Raw genomic sequence first — 14,836 nt, forward strand, 5'->3', positions numbered from 1 at the left:
CCGTCAGTACAGTCCGCGGGCTGAGAGCTCGTCGCGCAGGATCGGCGCGAGGCGCTCGGAGAACGCCGGTGTCAGGTGCATGTCGTCGTACCGCACGGGTGTGTCGCCGGCGAACGCGGGGCAGACTCCCTGCCAGCACGAGAACGGCAACGCGTCGATCGCCGCCTCGCCGGTGGCGGCCGCCTGCGCCTCGGTGGCGGCCTGCATCTGCGTCCACACGTCGTCGACGGCGGCGAGGCACGCCGCCGGGCCCGTGAGCGGGGAGTAGCAGCGTCCCAGGTCGGCGCCGTGCGGCGGAGGCGCGAGGAACACGGTGTGCCCGGCCGGCGCCCACCCCGAGACCTCGTTCGCGACCCCGGATGCCAGCTCCGCGGCGTTGAGGTCCCGCCCGTCGACCGTGCGGGCGAGCGTGTAGGCGTTCGACACGACGAGCAGGTCGGCGGGGCCGGCGGCGACCATCGCGGCGATGTCGGACTTGCGCCCGGCGCACCCGGCCGTCACCGCGGGGTCGCGGCTCTCGACGAGGACGTCGGTGAAACGGCATCCGTACATTCCGACGGTCGTGACGCGCCACGCTCCGCCGCTCGCGTCGGCGAGGGCTCGGAAGGCGGGCGCGTAGGCCATCGCGCTGGAATCGCCCACCAGGTACAGGTGCCGCGGAGCGTCGGCGTTCCCCCACGTGCAGCGGCCGGCGTCGGGAGCGACGTCGGGGGTGAAGCAGTCGTGCGCGGGATCGGTGGCCGAGGTGGCGCGCATCACCTCGTCGAGCGAGGGATGCAGATCGGGCCAGCTCGATGCCGTCGTCGCCGCGGCGAGCTCGCTCTGCAAAGCGGCGAGGGCGGCGCCGGCGTCAGCCACCGGAGCGGCGGCGACGGGTGCGGCGGGCGCCACGATGACCGGCGCCCCGTAGGCGACGAACACCGCGAGCACGGTCGCTCCGGCCCCGATCGCCAAGGTGGCGCCGGCCAGGGCGATGCGCGGGGCGAAGCGCGTTCTCCACTCGGCCCAGGAGTCGCCGGAGCGCCGGGCCGGCGCCGGGGTGGGCACCGGCGCGGGCTGGGGCGGGGTGATCTCTGCAGCGGGGGCCGGTTCCGGAGCGACCGCCTCGGTGGTCGCGCTCTCGGTCGCTCGCCGTCCCGGGTAGTACCGCTGCCCGGGCACCCATCCGGCGGGGCGAGACGCGAGCGCGGCGGCCCGTGGCGTCGGCACCGCGACATCGGCGAGGGCAGGGGTCGAGGCGGCCGTGACTTCGTCGGCGGTCGGAGCGCCCCCGTTCGGGCGGACCAGCCACGGCGAGCGGTGCAGCGGCTGCTCGACGCCGAGGTAGGTCGCAACGGTGAGCACGACCATCACCAGCACGGTGATGCCGGTGGCCGCGGGCCCGGGCGCCAGCAGCGCCCCGGCGAAGACGATGACGGGGAGGTGCCAGAGGTACAGCGAGTACGACGCGTTGCCGATCGCGACCGCCAGCGGATTCGAGACCACGAAGAGGGAGCGGTGACGCGGGTCTCCCCCGGTGCCACCCGCGATCACCAGCACCGCGCCCGCGACGGGCATCACGGCCCAGGGGGCGGGGAACGGCGCCGTCGGATCGACGACGAAGAACGACGCGACGACGAGCGCCACCCCGGCCCACGAGAGCAGAGCGCGCAGGGGGCTCGGCATCCGGAGCAGGAGCGGCACGAGGGTCGCGACGACGGCGCCGGTCGCGAGTTCGCCCGCGCGGGTTCCGGTCGAGAAGTACGCCACGCTCGGGTCGAGCGGGGTCTGCATCCAGGCGAGAGCAGCGGATGCCAGAACCACGGCGCTCGACAGCAGGCCCACCGCGACGCGCGCCCCCGTGCCCCGCCGACGCGCGTCGGGGAGCACCAGCACGAGCAGCATGACGAGGAGGGGCCAGAGGAGCGAGAACTGCTCCTCGATCGACAGCGACCAGAAGTGCTGCAGCGGTGAGACGGCGATGGTGGAGAAGTAGTCGCGTCCCTCGAGCGCGAAGCGCCAGTTCGAGACGAGGCCGACCGCGGCGAGAGCGTCGCCCACGATGCTCTCGGCGCGGGTACCGGGGAACACCACGAAGGCGGCGCCCACGGTGGCGGCCAGCACGACGAGGGCAGCGGGCAGAAGGCGTCGGAGGCGTCGGGCGAAGAACGCCGACAGGCGCACGGTGCCGGAGGCGTCCAGATCGCGCAGCACGATACCGGTGAGCAGGAACCCCGAGAGCACGAAGAACACGTCGACGCCGACGAAGCCTCCGCGCGGCCATCCCGTCAGGTGCGTGGCGACCACGGCCACGACGGCGAACGCCCGGAGCCCCTGGAGATCGCGGCGCGCGGGGCCTGCGGGTGCGGTCACGGGGGCGTCCTCTCCGGCCGCCGAGCGACGGCCGGAGCGAGTCTAATGGAACCGCTCCCATACGCCGCGCAGGCGGCCGCTGTTCAGATCGCGAGACGTGCGACTCGCCCGTCCCGGGCCCGCGATGGTCGCCCGGAAAAGAGGAAAGGCCCGGGGTGGAAGCCCGGGCCTAAGGTGAGAGCCACGTTAGATGACGCGGTACTCTCGCTCCCCGGCTTGGACTCGAACCAAGAACCTGTCGGTTAACAGCCGACTGCTCTGCCAATTGAGCTACCGAGGATCATGCGCACCTTGCGGTGGGCAACCCCACGATACTAACAGCACGCGGGGGCGTGCGAAAAATCAGCCCGCCGAAAGACGTCGCTCGGGCGTGCCGTCGGGTGTCCACTGCAGAGCCTCCACACTGTGGCCGAACGCGACGGCGTGCCCGGCGTGCAGAACCAGCACGTCGGCGTCGAGGTCACGGGGGGCATCGGCGTCGTTCGTGACGACCAGTGTCGCCATGCCGCGCTCGTCACGACGGCGCAGGATCGAGGCACGGGCGGCGGCGCGCACCTCGACATCGAGGTTGGCGTACAGATCGTCGGCGACGAACAGCCGCGGTTCGAGCACGAGGGCGCGGGCGAGCGCGACGCGCTGCCGCATCCCCGCGCTCAGCTCGTACGGGTACTTCGGAGCCGTGCCGAGCGGGAGCTCCATCTCGTCGAGCAGGGTCGCGACGCGCACCGCCAGCGCCCGGGTGTTGACCTTGCGATCGCGGCTCGTGATCGGCTCGGCGATGACGTCCTGCACGGTCAGGCGCGACGGGAGCCCCGCGCCGGCGCCCTGCGGCAGGTAGCCGGTGTGGAACGTCCACTCCCGGCGGGCGCGCCCGGGTCGGCGCGCCGAGATCCCGTGCACGCGGGCGTCGCCCCCGACCACGGTGAGCCCGTCGTCGGGGTGGCCGGCGAGCAACGACACCAGCGAGGTCTTGCCCGACCCCGTGGCGCCGCGCACGACGAGGGTCTGGCCCGCGCCCAACGAGAACGTGATCCCGTCGATGACGCGGACGCCGCTGCGAGCGAGCGAGAGGTCGTCGGCACGGAGGGCGACGTCGGTGTCGTGGGACCGGGGCATTCCTTCATCCTCGCCCACCACGGGGGCCGATGCCAGCAGCGCGCCCTACTGCGCGACGAGTCGTTGGCGGTCGCCGTCGAGTTCGCGCAGTCGGATGCGCAGGCGGCGGCCCTCTTCGGAGTCCGCGGGAACCCGCTGGATGCCGCGCAGCAGCTCGTTCTTCTCGCGCTCCAGTTCGCGCACGAGGAGTCCTCGCGCCAGGTCGTTGGCCGAGGCGACCGCGCCGTCCTCGGTGCGGGCCGGGAACTCGGCCGTCAGCAGCTCGGCGGCCAGGGTGCGGAAAGGCTCGCGCACCGCCTCGACGGCGGCCACGGCCCACCCGGGCTGCGACAGATCGGTGGCGGCCAGCGAGCTGCGCACGGCCTCGAGGGCGGGGTGTCCGAACGGCGACTGCAGGGCGCGCAGGAACAGGTCGGGCTCGATGCGATGCCCGTACTGCAGGAAGGCCATCATCGCGCCGCGTTCGAGGGCGACGTCACGCGTGTTGGGCAGCGAAGCCAGGCTCACCGACTGCGCGATCACGGGGCGCTCCGTCTCGCCCGCTCCCCCGCGCTGCGTCTCGCGCTTCTCGGCACGGTCCGCGCCGCGCGCGGCACGCTCGACGGCGCTGCCGACCTCGGGCAGGTCGAGGCCGAGGCGTCGGGCGAGCACGCGGACGTAGCCGGGGCGCAGCGCCGGGTCGCGGATGTCTGCCACGATCGGGGCCGCGGCGCGCAGGGCACCGGCGCGCCCCTCGACGCTCGACAGGTCGAAGTCCTTGAGCCGCTGGTCGATGACGAACTCGAACATCGGCGCCTTGTTCTCCATGAGCGCGCGCACGGCACCGTCGCCGCGCTGCAGGCGCAGGTCGCACGGATCGAGGCCCTCGGGGGCCACGGCCACGTACGTCTGGGCGGCGAAACGCTTCTCGTCGGCGAAGGCGCGCAGCGCCGCCTTCTGCCCCGCGGCATCCGGGTCGAAGGTGAACACGACCTCGCCCGAGGCGCTGTCGTCTCCCATGACGCGGCGGAGCACCGTGATGTGGTCGCTGCCGAAGGCCGTTCCGCACGAGGCGATCGCGGTGGTGATGCCCGCGAGGTGGCAGGCCATCACGTCGGTGTAGCCCTCGACGACGACCACGCGGTGCGAGCGCGAGATGTCGCGCTTGGCCAGGTCGAGGCCGTACAGCACCTGGGCCTTCTTGTAGACCGGCGTCTCGGGGGTGTTGAGGTACTTGGGGCCCTGGTCGTCGTCGTAGAGCTTGCGCGCCCCGAACCCGATGACCTGACCGGTGATGTCGCGGATCGGCCACACCAGCCTGCCGCGGAAACGGTCGTACACGCCCCGCTGCCCCTGCGACACGAGTCCGGATTGCAACAGCTCGTCGCGGGTGAACTTCTGGGCGAGCAGGTGGTCCATGAGGTGCGACCAGCCCTTCGGCGCGTACCCCACGCCGAAGTGCGCGGCGGCCCCGGCGTCGAACCCGCGGTCGCCGAGGAAGCGGCGCCCGGTCTCGGCCTCGGGCGTCATGAGCTGGGCGCGGAAGTACTCGGCGGCGGCGGCGTTGGCCGCGTACAGGCGCGACCGCCCGGTCGTCTCGGGAGCCGGCCCGCCGCCGTCTTCGTAGTGCAGCGTGTAGCCGACGCGCGCCGCCATGCGCTCGACGGCCTCGGTGAACGAGACGTGGTCCATCGCGCGCAGGAACGAGTAGACGTCGCCCGATTCCCCGCATCCGAAGCAGTGGTAGTAGCCCACCTGCGGCCGCACGTGGAAGCTGGGGCTGCGCTCGTCGTGGAACGGGCAGAGGCCCTTCATCGACCCGACGCCCGCGGACTTCAGGGCGACGCGTTCACCGACGACGTCGGCGATGTTGACCCGCCCCTTGACCTCGTCGATGTCGGACTGGCGGATGCGCGCCATCAGGCATCCGCTCCGCGGGGTGCGCGGGTGCCCGGCGCCCAGACGCCCAGCTCGGCGGCATCGACGTCGCCCACCAGGCGGTTGTGCCAGGCGATCGCGAGCTGGTCGGTGAGGCTCGCGACCTGGTCGACGACCACCCGGCGACGCGCGGTGTCGTCGGCGGCCGCCTCGAAGTCGGGGGCGTGCAGGGCGTCGAGCGCGCCGGGGTTCTCCCAGAGGGCGGATGCCAAGCGCTTCAGCACGTGGCGCTGCTCACGGTAGAGCACCTTTCGGCCGTCGATCGACACGACGGTGGCACCGATGATGCCCTTCAGCACGGCCATCTCGGTCTCGACCTCGGCCGGGACGATCACGTGGGCGCGGTAGCGGGTGAGCTCGTCGGCCGGGTAGGCCTCGCGCGTCGCCGCGGTCGCCGCGCGCGCGAAGCGGCCGATGAGGTCGGAGGTGAGGTTCTTCAGGCGGGCGAGGGCGGGGCGCGTGCCGTCGAACGAGGGGATCCACTCGGGCATCGACATGAGTCGCTCGAGCCCCTCGGCGAGGTCGTCGCGCGCGAAGTCGTAGCCGACCCATCGCTGGATCGCGTCGAGCAGACCGTCACGGCCGACCCTGGATGCCAGGCGGGCGGGGTCGATGTAGCGGTTGACCATCGCGTCTTCGAAGTCGTGCACCGAGTACGCGATGTCGTCGGAGAGGTCCATGACCTCGGCCTCGATGCAGCGCTGGCGCGCGGGCGCTCCCCCGCGCATCCAGTGGAAGACGGGCTCGTCGTCGGGGTAGACGCCGAACTTGAGCCGCCCGCCCGGATCGGGGACGGGTTCGTCGACCGTCCAGGGGTACTTGCAGGTCGCGTCGAGGCTCGCGCGCGTCAGGTTGAGCCCGAACGGCTCGCCGTCGGCGCCGAAGGTCTTGGGCTCCAGGCGCGTGAGGATCCGCAGCGTCTGCGCGTTGCCCTCGAAGCCGCCGATGTCGGCCGCCCAGTCGTTGAGGGCGCGTTCGCCGTTGTGGCCGAAGGGCGGGTGACCGAGGTCGTGGCTGAGGCACGCCGTGTCGACGACGTCGGGCGACAGCTGCAGGGCCGTCGCCAGCTCACGGCCCACCTGCGCGACCTCGAGCGAGTGCGTGAGTCGGTTGCGAGCGAAGTCGGCGGGGCTGGCCGGGCTCAGCACCTGGGTCTTCGCCGCGAGGCGCCGCAGCGCGGCGGAGTGCAGCACGCGCGCACGGTCGCGGGCGAAGTCGTCGCGCTGCGAACGGTGCTTCTCGACGTGGAACCGGGCGGCGTCGGCATCGGCATAGCCGAGGGGACGAGCGGTCGCCGTGCTCAGCTCAGCCACCGCTGTGGTCCAGTTCGGCGTCGGCGAGGGCGCGGCCGGCGGCGTCGCCGATCTCGCGGGAGTCGAGCCATCCGTCGGGCAGGGCCGGGCGCTTGGGCGTGCCCGCCCGCCCGCGCTGCCCCTCGGCCGGGGCACCGGGGTACGGCGCGTCGAGCTCCATCGTGGCCAGCAGCTCGTCGATCTCGTCGAGGGTCGAGGCCGTCGCGAGGCTGGCTCGCAGCTCGCCGCCGACGGGGTAGCCCTTGAAGTACCAGGCGACGTGCTTGCGGATGTCACGGCATCCGCGCCCCTCGTCGTCGAAGAACTCCACGAGCAGCTCGGCGTGACGGCGGAAGGCGCGCGCGACGAACCCGAGGGTGGCGTCGACGGGGGCTCCGTGGGCGGCGTCGGGGCCGCCGAGGGCCCGCGCGAGATCGCCGAACAACCAGGGACGCCCGAGGCAGCCGCGGCCGACGACGACGCCGTCGCACCCGGTCTCGGCCATCATGCGCACGGCGTCCTCGGCCGACCAGATATCGCCGTTGCCCAGCACGGGCACGCCGGTCACGGTCTCTTTGAGCTTCGTGATCGCGCTCCAGTCGGCGTGACCCGAGTAGAACTCCGATGCCGTGCGGGCGTGCAGGGCGATGGATGCCACTCCCGCGCCCTCGGCGATGCGTCCGGCCTCGAGGTAGGTGAGGTGGTCGGGGTCGATGCCCTTGCGCATCTTGATGGTGAGCGGCTTGTCGCCGGCGGCGCGCACGGCGCGCTCGACGATCTCGCGGAACAGCGAGAGCTTCCACGGCAGGGCCGCTCCCCCGCCGCGGCGGGTGACCTTGGGAACCGGGCAGCCGAAGTTGAGGTCGATGTGGTCGGCGTGGTCTTCGTCGACGATCATCTGCACCGCCGCTTCGACCGTCGCGGGATCCACGCCGTAGAGCTGGATCGAGCGGGGGGTCTCGGACTCGTGATGGCGGATGAGGCGCAGGGTGGTCTCGTTGCGCTCCACCAGGGCGCGCGTCGTGATCATCTCGCTGACGTACAGGCCGGCGCCGTACTCGCGGCACAGTCGACGGAACGCGGTGTTCGTGATGCCGGCCATGGGGGCGAGCACGACGGGGGCGTCGAGTTCGATGTTGCCGATGCGGAGCGTCCGCGCCGGAGCCAATGCCGTGTTCACTCGTTCATTCTCCCAGACCTCATGAGACAGCGGTGCCCGGTCCGGTCAGACGCCGGGACGGGCACCGCTGTGGAGAAGCTTCACGCGTCGGCGGTCTCCGACGCCTCGCGACGCTCGCCCCAGACCTGGCGGGCGATCTGTGTGAACGCCTCGACCGGCTGCGCACCGCTCACGCCGTACTTCCCGTCGATGACGAAGAACGGCACGCCGGTGATCCCGAACTGCTGCGCCTGGTCCTGGTCGGCGCGCACGGCCGCGCGGTACCGCTGCGAGGCCAGGGCCTCGCGTGCGGCGTCGCCGTCGAGGCCCGCCTCGACCGCGAGGTCGACGAGGTCGTCGTCGCGGCCGACGTGGCGACCCTCGAGGAAGTACGCCGACATGAGCAGCTCGGCGAGCTCGAGCTGACGCCCGTTCTCTTTCGCGAAGTGCAGGAGTTCGTGCGCCTTCACCGTGTTGGTGTGCTTGAGGATGTCGAAGCGGTAGGTCAGCCCCGCGTCGGCAGCGACGCCGGTGACACGGTCGAGCATTTCCCGCGCGGACTCGGGCGAGATGCCCTTGTGCTGCGAGAGGTAGTCGACCTCGCCGCCGTCGAAGTCTTCGGGGGTGTCGGGCGAGAGCTCGAAGGAGTGGTACTCGATCTCGACCACGGGGGCGTCGTCATCGGCGGCGGTCGCGGCCAACCCGTTCTCGAGGTTGCGCTTGCCGATGTAGCACCAGGGGCAGGCGATGTCGCTCCACACGTCGATCTTGATGGCATCCGTCATATCGCGTGCAACCTTTCGGGCGGGTGATCTATTCCGTTGGCGGCATCTTCGCCGGGATCAGGCAGTGGGGGTGTCGATCGCGCCGCCGAAGCGACGGTCGCGCGACAGGTAGAGCCCGATCGCGTCCCACAGGTGCGTGCGTCGGAAGTCGGGCCACAAGGTGTCGAGGAAGACCATCTCGGCGTACGCCGACTCCCACAGCAAGAAGTTCGACGTGCGCTGCTCGCCGCTCGATCGCACGAACAGGTCCACGTCGGGCATGTCGGGCTGGTAGAGGTTCTTGCGGATCAGCTTCTCGGTCACCGCCGAGGGCTTGAGGCGACCTGCGGCGATGTCGTCGCCGATGCGCCGCATGGCATCCACGATCTCGATGCGCCCGCCGTAGTTCACGCACATGGTGAGCGTCAGCGTGGAGTTGCCCTCGGTGAGGCGTTCGGCGTGCTGCAGCTCCTTGATGACCGAGCCCCACAAGCGTGGCTTGCGGCCCGACCAGCGGATGCGCACCCCCCACTCGTTGAGCTGATCGCGACGGCGGTGCAGCACCTCGCGGTTGAAGCCCATGAGAAAACGCACCTCGTCGGGAGAGCGCGACCAGTTCTCGGTCGAGAAGGCGTACACCGACAGGTGCTTCACCCCGGCCTGGATGGCGCCTGCGACGACGTCGAGCAGCGCCGCTTCGCCCGCCCGGTGGCCCTCGACGCGGGTGAGACCCTGCCGGTTGGCCCAGCGGCCGTTGCCGTCCATGACGATGGCGACGTGCTCCGGCACCGCGCCCTTCGGATAGGCCGGCGGGTACTGCTCCGTCCAGTCGAGGGGACGGTAGGGCACGGCGTCGCGGTGGGTGAAGGGCTTCGGGGTCACGGATGCGCCTCCAGGTGCGAGAGGGAACGGATGCCCCGTTCGAGGTGGAACTGGGCGTAGGCGGCGACGAGCCCCGACGCGGCGGCGGTGGTGCGCCCGGCGGCGGCGTCGACGGCATCCCACTCCCCCGCCATGAGGGAGCGAAGCAGGTCGACCGTGTCGCGGGCGACCCGGGGAGAGCCGGCCGGCGCGCACGTCGAGCAGATGACGCCGCCGAGCTGGGGAAGGAAGTAGTCGTGCTCGCCGACGGTGCCGCAGCGCGCGCACTCGCCGAGTCCGGGTGCCCAGCCCGACAGCGCCATGGCCCGCAGCAGGTACGAATCCAGCACGCTCCGTGCCGCGTGGTCGCTGCGGGCGAGCGAGCGCAGTCCACCCACAAGCAGCAGATATTGCTGCGGGGTCGCCTCGGCCTCGTTCAACCGATCGGCGGTCTCGACCATCGCGCTGGCGGTGGTGTAGCTGTCGTAGTCGGCGACGATGTCGGCACCGTACGAGCCGAGCGACTCGGCCTGCTGCACGATGTCGAGATTGCGGCCGGTCGCCAACTGCACGTCGGCCACCATGAAGGGCTCGAGGCGCGAGCCGAACCGCGACGAGGTGCGCCGCACGCCCTTCGCCACCGCGCGGATCTTGCCGTTGCGGCGGCTGAGCAGGGTGAGGATGCGATCCGCCTCCCCCAACTTCTGGGTACGCAGGACCACGACTTCATCGCGGTAGGTGGGCACAGTCCATTATCGTTCGGCGATCCCGTGAGAGGCCTGCGCGGCGCGCACGCGGCCGGGTCTGCGGCGCGGAATGGTGCGTCTGTCGGACCGCCACGCGTTGCGGTGGCGCACACGCCCCGGTAGGCGTCACCAGCCCCACCGGTCAGACAGATGGACCGCGTCCCCGGCGGCGAGACCGGCCGAGCGGGAGAACCCATCCGCAGCGCGGAATGGTCCGTCTGTCGGACCACCACGCGTTTCGATGGCGCACACGCCCCGGTAGGCGTCACCAGCCCCACCGGTCAGACAGATGGACCGCGTCCCCGGGCGGCAAGACCGAAGAGGGAGAATGGATGCCGTGAACTCGGTCTTCGTCATCCCCCTGTGGGCGGATCTCACCGCCGTCGCCCTGGGCGGCGTGCAGGGGGCGCTGTTCGCGTCGGGCTTCCAGGGGCAGCGGCGCCTCGATCTGCTCGGTGTCGCGATCATCGGCATCCTGCTCGGGATGGGCGGCGGTCTGATCCGCGACCTGCTGCTGGGGCTGACGCCCGCGACCCTGCAGAGCAACTGGTATCTCATCACCGCGACGCTGGCCTCGATCGTCGGCATGCTGCTGTCGGGGATCTTCCAACGCCTCAACCGCGCGATCGTCATGCTCGACGCGGTCGTCATCGGTCTGTTCGGCGCGTTCGGCACGTCGAAGGCGCTCGCCCTGGGTCTGCCTGCCGTGCCCGCGATCTTCGTCGGCGTCGTCGCCGCCGCGGGCGGCAGCGTGCTGCGCGACGTGCTGATGGGCCTGCCGGTGGCGATCATGCACGTCGGTTCGCTCTACGCCGTCGCCGCGGGTGGCGGCTGCGCGGTGCTCGCCGTCACGGCCGCCTTCGGGCTGCCCCTGCCCCTCGCCGCGGTGATCGGCGTCGTCGTGACGACCGTGATCCGCGTGCTGGCGGTGCTCTTCGACCTCTCGCTCCCGGAGCAGCGCAAGCTCTACCGCCGCAAGGTCGCGGTCGAGACCACCGGCATCCCGATCATCCGCACCGACGACCCCGCCTGAACCGCACCCGAGCCCGCCTGGCGACTCACGCGACGGCGACGACCTCGTCGCCCTCCCGGATCGTGCCGCCGCCGGCCACGGGCAGGAGCAGGATGCCGAGGGTCGGCTCGTCCTGAGCGAACTCGGTCGTGAGCACGCGCAGCAGTCGCGCGTCGCGCACCCCGGTGTCGGGGTTGGCCGCGATCGCGGCGCAGCGCTCGATCGGCTTCTGCACCTCGAACTCCACCTCGCCGATGCGTACGCAACCGCGCCAGTCGAGCTCGGCCCAGGCCGCGGAACCGCCGACGACGATGTTCGAACGGAATCGCCGATCGTCCACGGGCGCCGGCACCGTGGCGTCCAGGGCCTCGACCGAGGCGGTGCCGTGCAGAGAGACGTATCCGCGCGGGCGATCCTGGAACCTCGCGGTGCGGCCGTCGCCCAGCAGCCCGAGCGGAAGGATGCCGTCGGCGTCGAGCAGCTTCGCGTCGCTGGTCGTGCGCAGGTACGCCGTCACGGCATCGGCGAGGCGCGTGCGCCCGCTCTCGCTGAGGTCGGCCTCGATGTCGATGTCGTCGACGCGCAGGCGCAGGGTTCGAGCCTCGTCGTCGTAGGCGAGGTCGACGCGCGCCAACGTGGGGAAGGTCATCAGCGCCAGGCCGCGACTCTTCGGGAAAGTCGCGTCTTCGGGCTCGAGCGCGTCGGCGAAGCGGAAGACGAGGGCGCGGTCGCCCTGCACCCGTCCGTCGTCCTGGATGACGAGCTGCGCCCGGCGTTCGGGCGTGAAGCCTTTGACGGGATAGCGGTACAGGGCATCGACGCGGATCACCCTCTCATCCTCGCACCGCCCGCCGGCCGTGCACGCGCCCTCGCTCTGCCCTCCGGCCCCGCCGTGTCGGCCGGGGCCGGAGAGGCCCTGTCACCCCCGGGCGAGCACCTCGCCGTGCGGCAGCAGGATCCACCCGTCGGGGTGCGCCGCCCACTCGCGCCACGCGTCGGAGATGCGCTGCAGCGTGGCGTCGTCAGCGAGGCCGAGCCTCTTCGCGTGCCCCGCGAAGGCCGAGGCGAGCGCGCGGTCAGCCCACATGCCGCCCCACCACGCGCGCTTCTCGTCCGTGTCGAAGACCCACACGCTGGCGCTGGCCTCGACACGGGCGAATCCGGCTTCGCGCGCCCAGGCCTTGAGCCGCCGGCCCGCGTCGGGTTCGCCCGACACCCCGCGGTGCACCCCGTGGTAGATCTCGAGCCACTCATCGAGGGCGGGGATCCGTGGATGCCAGATCACCCCACCGTAATCGACGTCACGCACCGCGACCAGGCCCTCGGGGCCCGCCACGCGGCGGAACTCGCGCAGGGCGTCGATGGGCCGGGCCAGGTGCTGAAGGACCTGATGCGCATGCACGATGTCGAATGACCCATCGCGGGCATCGAGGTCGTACGCGTCATCGGTGCGGAACTCGACGTTCGTGCGCTCCCCCGCGGTGGCGCGGGCGACCTCGACGACGTCGGGCGCGGCATCCACCCCCACGACACGCCCCGGGAAGACCCGGTCGGCGAGGTCGACGGTGATGGTGCCGGGGCCGGCGCCCACATCGAGGATGCGGGCGCCGGCGAACAGTGAAGACACCAGGTACGCCGCCGAGTCGGCGACGGTGCGTGCGGCGTGGGAACGCAGCACGCTCTCGTGGTGTCCGTGGGCGTAGGCCACGGCCGTGTTCTTCGGCGTCGAGGTCAGACGCCGGCGAGGGCGTCGGCCGACTGACGGGTGCGGATCGCGCGGTTCACGCCCGAGACGATCGCCTTCAGCGACGCCGTCGAGATGTCACCGTCGATGCCGACGCCCCACAGGCGCTGGTCGTCGACCTGCAGTTCGACGTACGCCGCGGCCTGGGCGTCGCCGCCCGAGCTCAGGGCGTGCTCGACGTAGTCGTAGAGCGTGACGTCGAAGCCCTGCGCGCGCACGATCTCGAGGAACGCGGCCACGGGGCCGTTTCCGACGGCCGAGGCGGGGTGGGTCTCGTCGCCGTCGCGCAGGGCGACGTCGAGGTGCACGTCGCCCGACATGTCACTCGACGAGCGCGTCGACAGCAGCTCGAAACGCCCCCAGCGCTGGTCGTGGTCTTCGGCGGGCAGGTACTCGTCGGTGAAGATGTCCCAGATCTGGGCGCTCGATACCTCGCCACCCTCGGCGTCGGTGCGGGTCTGCACGACGCCCGAGAACTCGATCTGCAGCTTGCGCGGCAGGTCGATCGCGTGGTCGGCCTTCAGCAGGTAGGCGACGCCGCCCTTGCCCGACTGGGAGTTGACGCGGATGACCGCCTCGTACGAGCGGCCCAGGTCTTTCGGGTCGATCGGCAGGTACGGAACCGCCCACTCGATGTCGTCGATACTCTTGCCTTCGGATGCCGCGCGGGCCTCCATCGCCTCGAAGCCCTTCTTGATGGCATCCTGATGCGAACCGCTGAAGGCGGTGAAGACCAGGTCGCCGGCCCAGGGGCTGCGCTCGGGCACGGGCAGCTGGTTGCAGTACTCGACCGTGCGCTTGACCTGGTCGATGTCGCTGAAGTCGATCTGCGGGTCGATGCCCTGTGTCAGCAGGTTGACGCCCAGGGCGACGAGGTCGACGTTTCCGGTGCGCTCCCCGTTGCCGAACAGGCAGCCCTCGATGCGGTCGGCGCCGGCCATGTACCCGAGCTCCGCCGCCGCGACGGCCGTGCCGCGGTCGTTGTGCGGGTGCAGCGACAGGATGACGTTCTCGCGGTGGTTCAGGTGACGCGACATCCACTCGATCGAGTCGGCGTAGACGTTCGGGGTGGCCATCTCGACCGTGGCGGGCAGGTTCAGGATGACCTTGCGCTCGGGCGTCGGCTGGAAGACCTCCAGCACCTCATTGCAGATGCGCAGGGCGAACTCGAGCTCGGTACCGGTGTAGCTCTCGGGCGAGTACTCGTAGTAGACCTCGGTCTGGGGAATGGTCGCCTCGTACTGCTTGCACAGACGGGCGCCCTCGAGCGCGATGTCGACGATCCCCTGCTGGTCGGTGCGGAACACGACCTCGCGCTGCAGCACGCTCGTGGAGTTGTACAGGTGAACGATGGCCTGCTTCGCGCCGGCGATCGACTCGTATGTGCGGGCGATCAGGTGCTCGCGCGCCTGGGTCAGCACCTGGATCGTGACGTCGTCGGGGATCAGGTTCTCTTCGATCAGCTGGCGCACGAAGTCGAAGTCGGTCTGGCTGGCGCTGGGGAAGCCGACCTCGATCTCCTTGTAGCCCATCTTCACGAGCAGGTCGAACATCACGCGCTTGCGCTCGGGGCTCATCGGATCGATGAGGGCCTGGTTTCCGTCGCGCAGATCGACGGCGCACCAGCGCGGGGCGACTTCGATGCGCTTCGACGGCCACGTGCGATCGGGTATGTCGACCCGGATCTGCTCGTGGAACGGACGGTACTTGTGCACCGGAGCGGACGTGGGCTTCTGGGTGTTCTTCATGATGTGTCGCTTCTTTAGATTCGTTCGGTGGGGCCGACGACGATCTCCGCGACGAGGAAGGCCCTTAGAACGAGGACTCGTCGCGGCAGCTAAGAAGAAGAAGGCCACCGAAGCGCATGGAGCGA

General features: G+C 71.2%; 12 protein-coding genes and 1 tRNA gene. 1 reads left to right on the forward strand and 12 read right to left on the reverse strand.

Annotated features, from left to right (window positions below):
• Positions 1-3: 3 nt before the first annotated feature.
• From IFU40_RS17175 to recO, 9 genes are all read right to left on the reverse strand, one after another.
• Positions 4-2,352, reverse strand: a complete 2,349-nt coding sequence (locus IFU40_RS17175; RefSeq protein ID WP_191925793.1) for an acyltransferase family protein — start codon at positions 2,350-2,352, stop codon at positions 4-6.
• A 207-nt stretch (positions 2,353-2,559) separates the two neighbouring features.
• Positions 2,560-2,632, reverse strand: a tRNA-Asn gene (locus IFU40_RS06395).
• Positions 2,633-2,694: 62 nt separating this feature from the next.
• On the reverse strand, positions 2,695-3,468 hold the full coding sequence (locus IFU40_RS06400) for an ATP-binding cassette domain-containing protein (RefSeq protein WP_055837073.1): 774 nt from the start codon (positions 3,466-3,468) through the stop codon (positions 2,695-2,697).
• A 45-nt stretch (positions 3,469-3,513) separates the two neighbouring features.
• Entirely contained in the window at positions 3,514-5,367 is a 1,854-nt protein-coding gene (gene dnaG / locus IFU40_RS06405) for a DNA primase (protein WP_191925794.1), read from the reverse strand.
• Positions 5,367-6,689, reverse strand: coding sequence for a deoxyguanosinetriphosphate triphosphohydrolase (locus tag IFU40_RS06410; RefSeq protein ID WP_191926043.1), 1,323 nt, complete (start codon positions 6,687-6,689; stop codon positions 5,367-5,369). Before IFU40_RS06410 ends, dnaG begins: the two co-directional genes overlap by 1 nt.
• A gap of 1 nt (position 6,690) precedes the next feature.
• Positions 6,691-7,857, reverse strand: a complete 1,167-nt coding sequence (gene dusB, locus IFU40_RS06415; RefSeq protein ID WP_070407940.1) for a tRNA dihydrouridine synthase DusB — start codon at positions 7,855-7,857, stop codon at positions 6,691-6,693.
• 80 nt (positions 7,858-7,937) lie between these two features.
• Positions 7,938-8,621, reverse strand: a complete 684-nt coding sequence (locus IFU40_RS06420) for a DsbA family oxidoreductase (RefSeq protein ID WP_191925795.1) — start codon at positions 8,619-8,621, stop codon at positions 7,938-7,940.
• A gap of 57 nt (positions 8,622-8,678) precedes the next feature.
• Positions 8,679-9,482: an isoprenyl transferase gene (locus IFU40_RS06425; RefSeq protein WP_191925796.1), complete on the reverse strand. Its 804-nt coding sequence runs from the start codon at positions 9,480-9,482 to the stop codon at positions 8,679-8,681.
• Positions 9,479-10,207, reverse strand: coding sequence for a DNA repair protein RecO (gene recO, locus IFU40_RS06430; RefSeq protein ID WP_055837054.1), 729 nt, complete (start codon positions 10,205-10,207; stop codon positions 9,479-9,481). Before recO ends, IFU40_RS06425 begins: the two co-directional genes overlap by 4 nt.
• Before the next feature lie 328 nt (positions 10,208-10,535).
• Here recO and IFU40_RS06435 point away from each other — a divergent pair, with 328 nt between their 5' ends.
• Positions 10,536-11,240 (forward strand): trimeric intracellular cation channel family protein, encoded by a 705-nt coding sequence (locus IFU40_RS06435; RefSeq protein WP_191925797.1) that lies wholly within the window; start codon positions 10,536-10,538, stop codon positions 11,238-11,240.
• 25 nt (positions 11,241-11,265) lie between these two features.
• Here IFU40_RS06435 and IFU40_RS06440 read toward each other — a convergent pair whose 3' ends face one another.
• The 3 genes from IFU40_RS06440 to leuA form a co-directional block, all read right to left on the reverse strand.
• Complete coding sequence (locus IFU40_RS06440; protein ID WP_191925798.1) at positions 11,266-12,048, reverse strand: MOSC domain-containing protein; 783 nt, start codon at positions 12,046-12,048, stop codon at positions 11,266-11,268.
• A gap of 90 nt (positions 12,049-12,138) precedes the next feature.
• Positions 12,139-12,927 carry a methyltransferase domain-containing protein gene (locus tag IFU40_RS06445; protein ID WP_191925799.1) on the reverse strand — a complete coding sequence of 263 codons (789 nt, stop codon included), beginning with the start codon at positions 12,925-12,927 and terminating at the stop codon, positions 12,139-12,141.
• A gap of 23 nt (positions 12,928-12,950) precedes the next feature.
• Complete coding sequence (leuA, locus tag IFU40_RS06450; RefSeq protein WP_191925800.1) at positions 12,951-14,711, reverse strand: 2-isopropylmalate synthase; 1,761 nt, start codon at positions 14,709-14,711, stop codon at positions 12,951-12,953.
• Positions 14,712-14,836: the final 125 nt, after the last annotated feature.

The sequence above is a fragment of the Microbacterium sp. CFBP 13617 genome (genome assembly GCF_014839445.1).
Classification (GTDB): Bacteria; Actinomycetota; Actinomycetes; order Actinomycetales; family Microbacteriaceae; genus Microbacterium.

Excerpts from the sequence above, each read along its gene's own strand:
- IFU40_RS06400 (WP_055837073.1), bottom strand. The coding sequence starts at position 3,468 with ATGCCCCGGTCCCACGACACCGACGTCGCCCTCCGTGCCGACGACCTC.
- dnaG (WP_191925794.1), bottom strand. The coding sequence starts at position 5,367 with ATGGCGCGCATCCGCCAGTCCGACATCGACGAGGTCAAGGGGCGGGTC.
- IFU40_RS06420 (WP_191925795.1), bottom strand. The coding sequence starts at position 8,621 with ATGACGGATGCCATCAAGATCGACGTGTGGAGCGACATCGCCTGCCCC.
- IFU40_RS06435 (WP_191925797.1), top strand. The coding sequence starts at position 10,536 with ATGGATGCCGTGAACTCGGTCTTCGTCATCCCCCTGTGGGCGGATCTC.
- leuA (WP_191925800.1), bottom strand. The coding sequence starts at position 14,711 with ATGAAGAACACCCAGAAGCCCACGTCCGCTCCGGTGCACAAGTACCGT.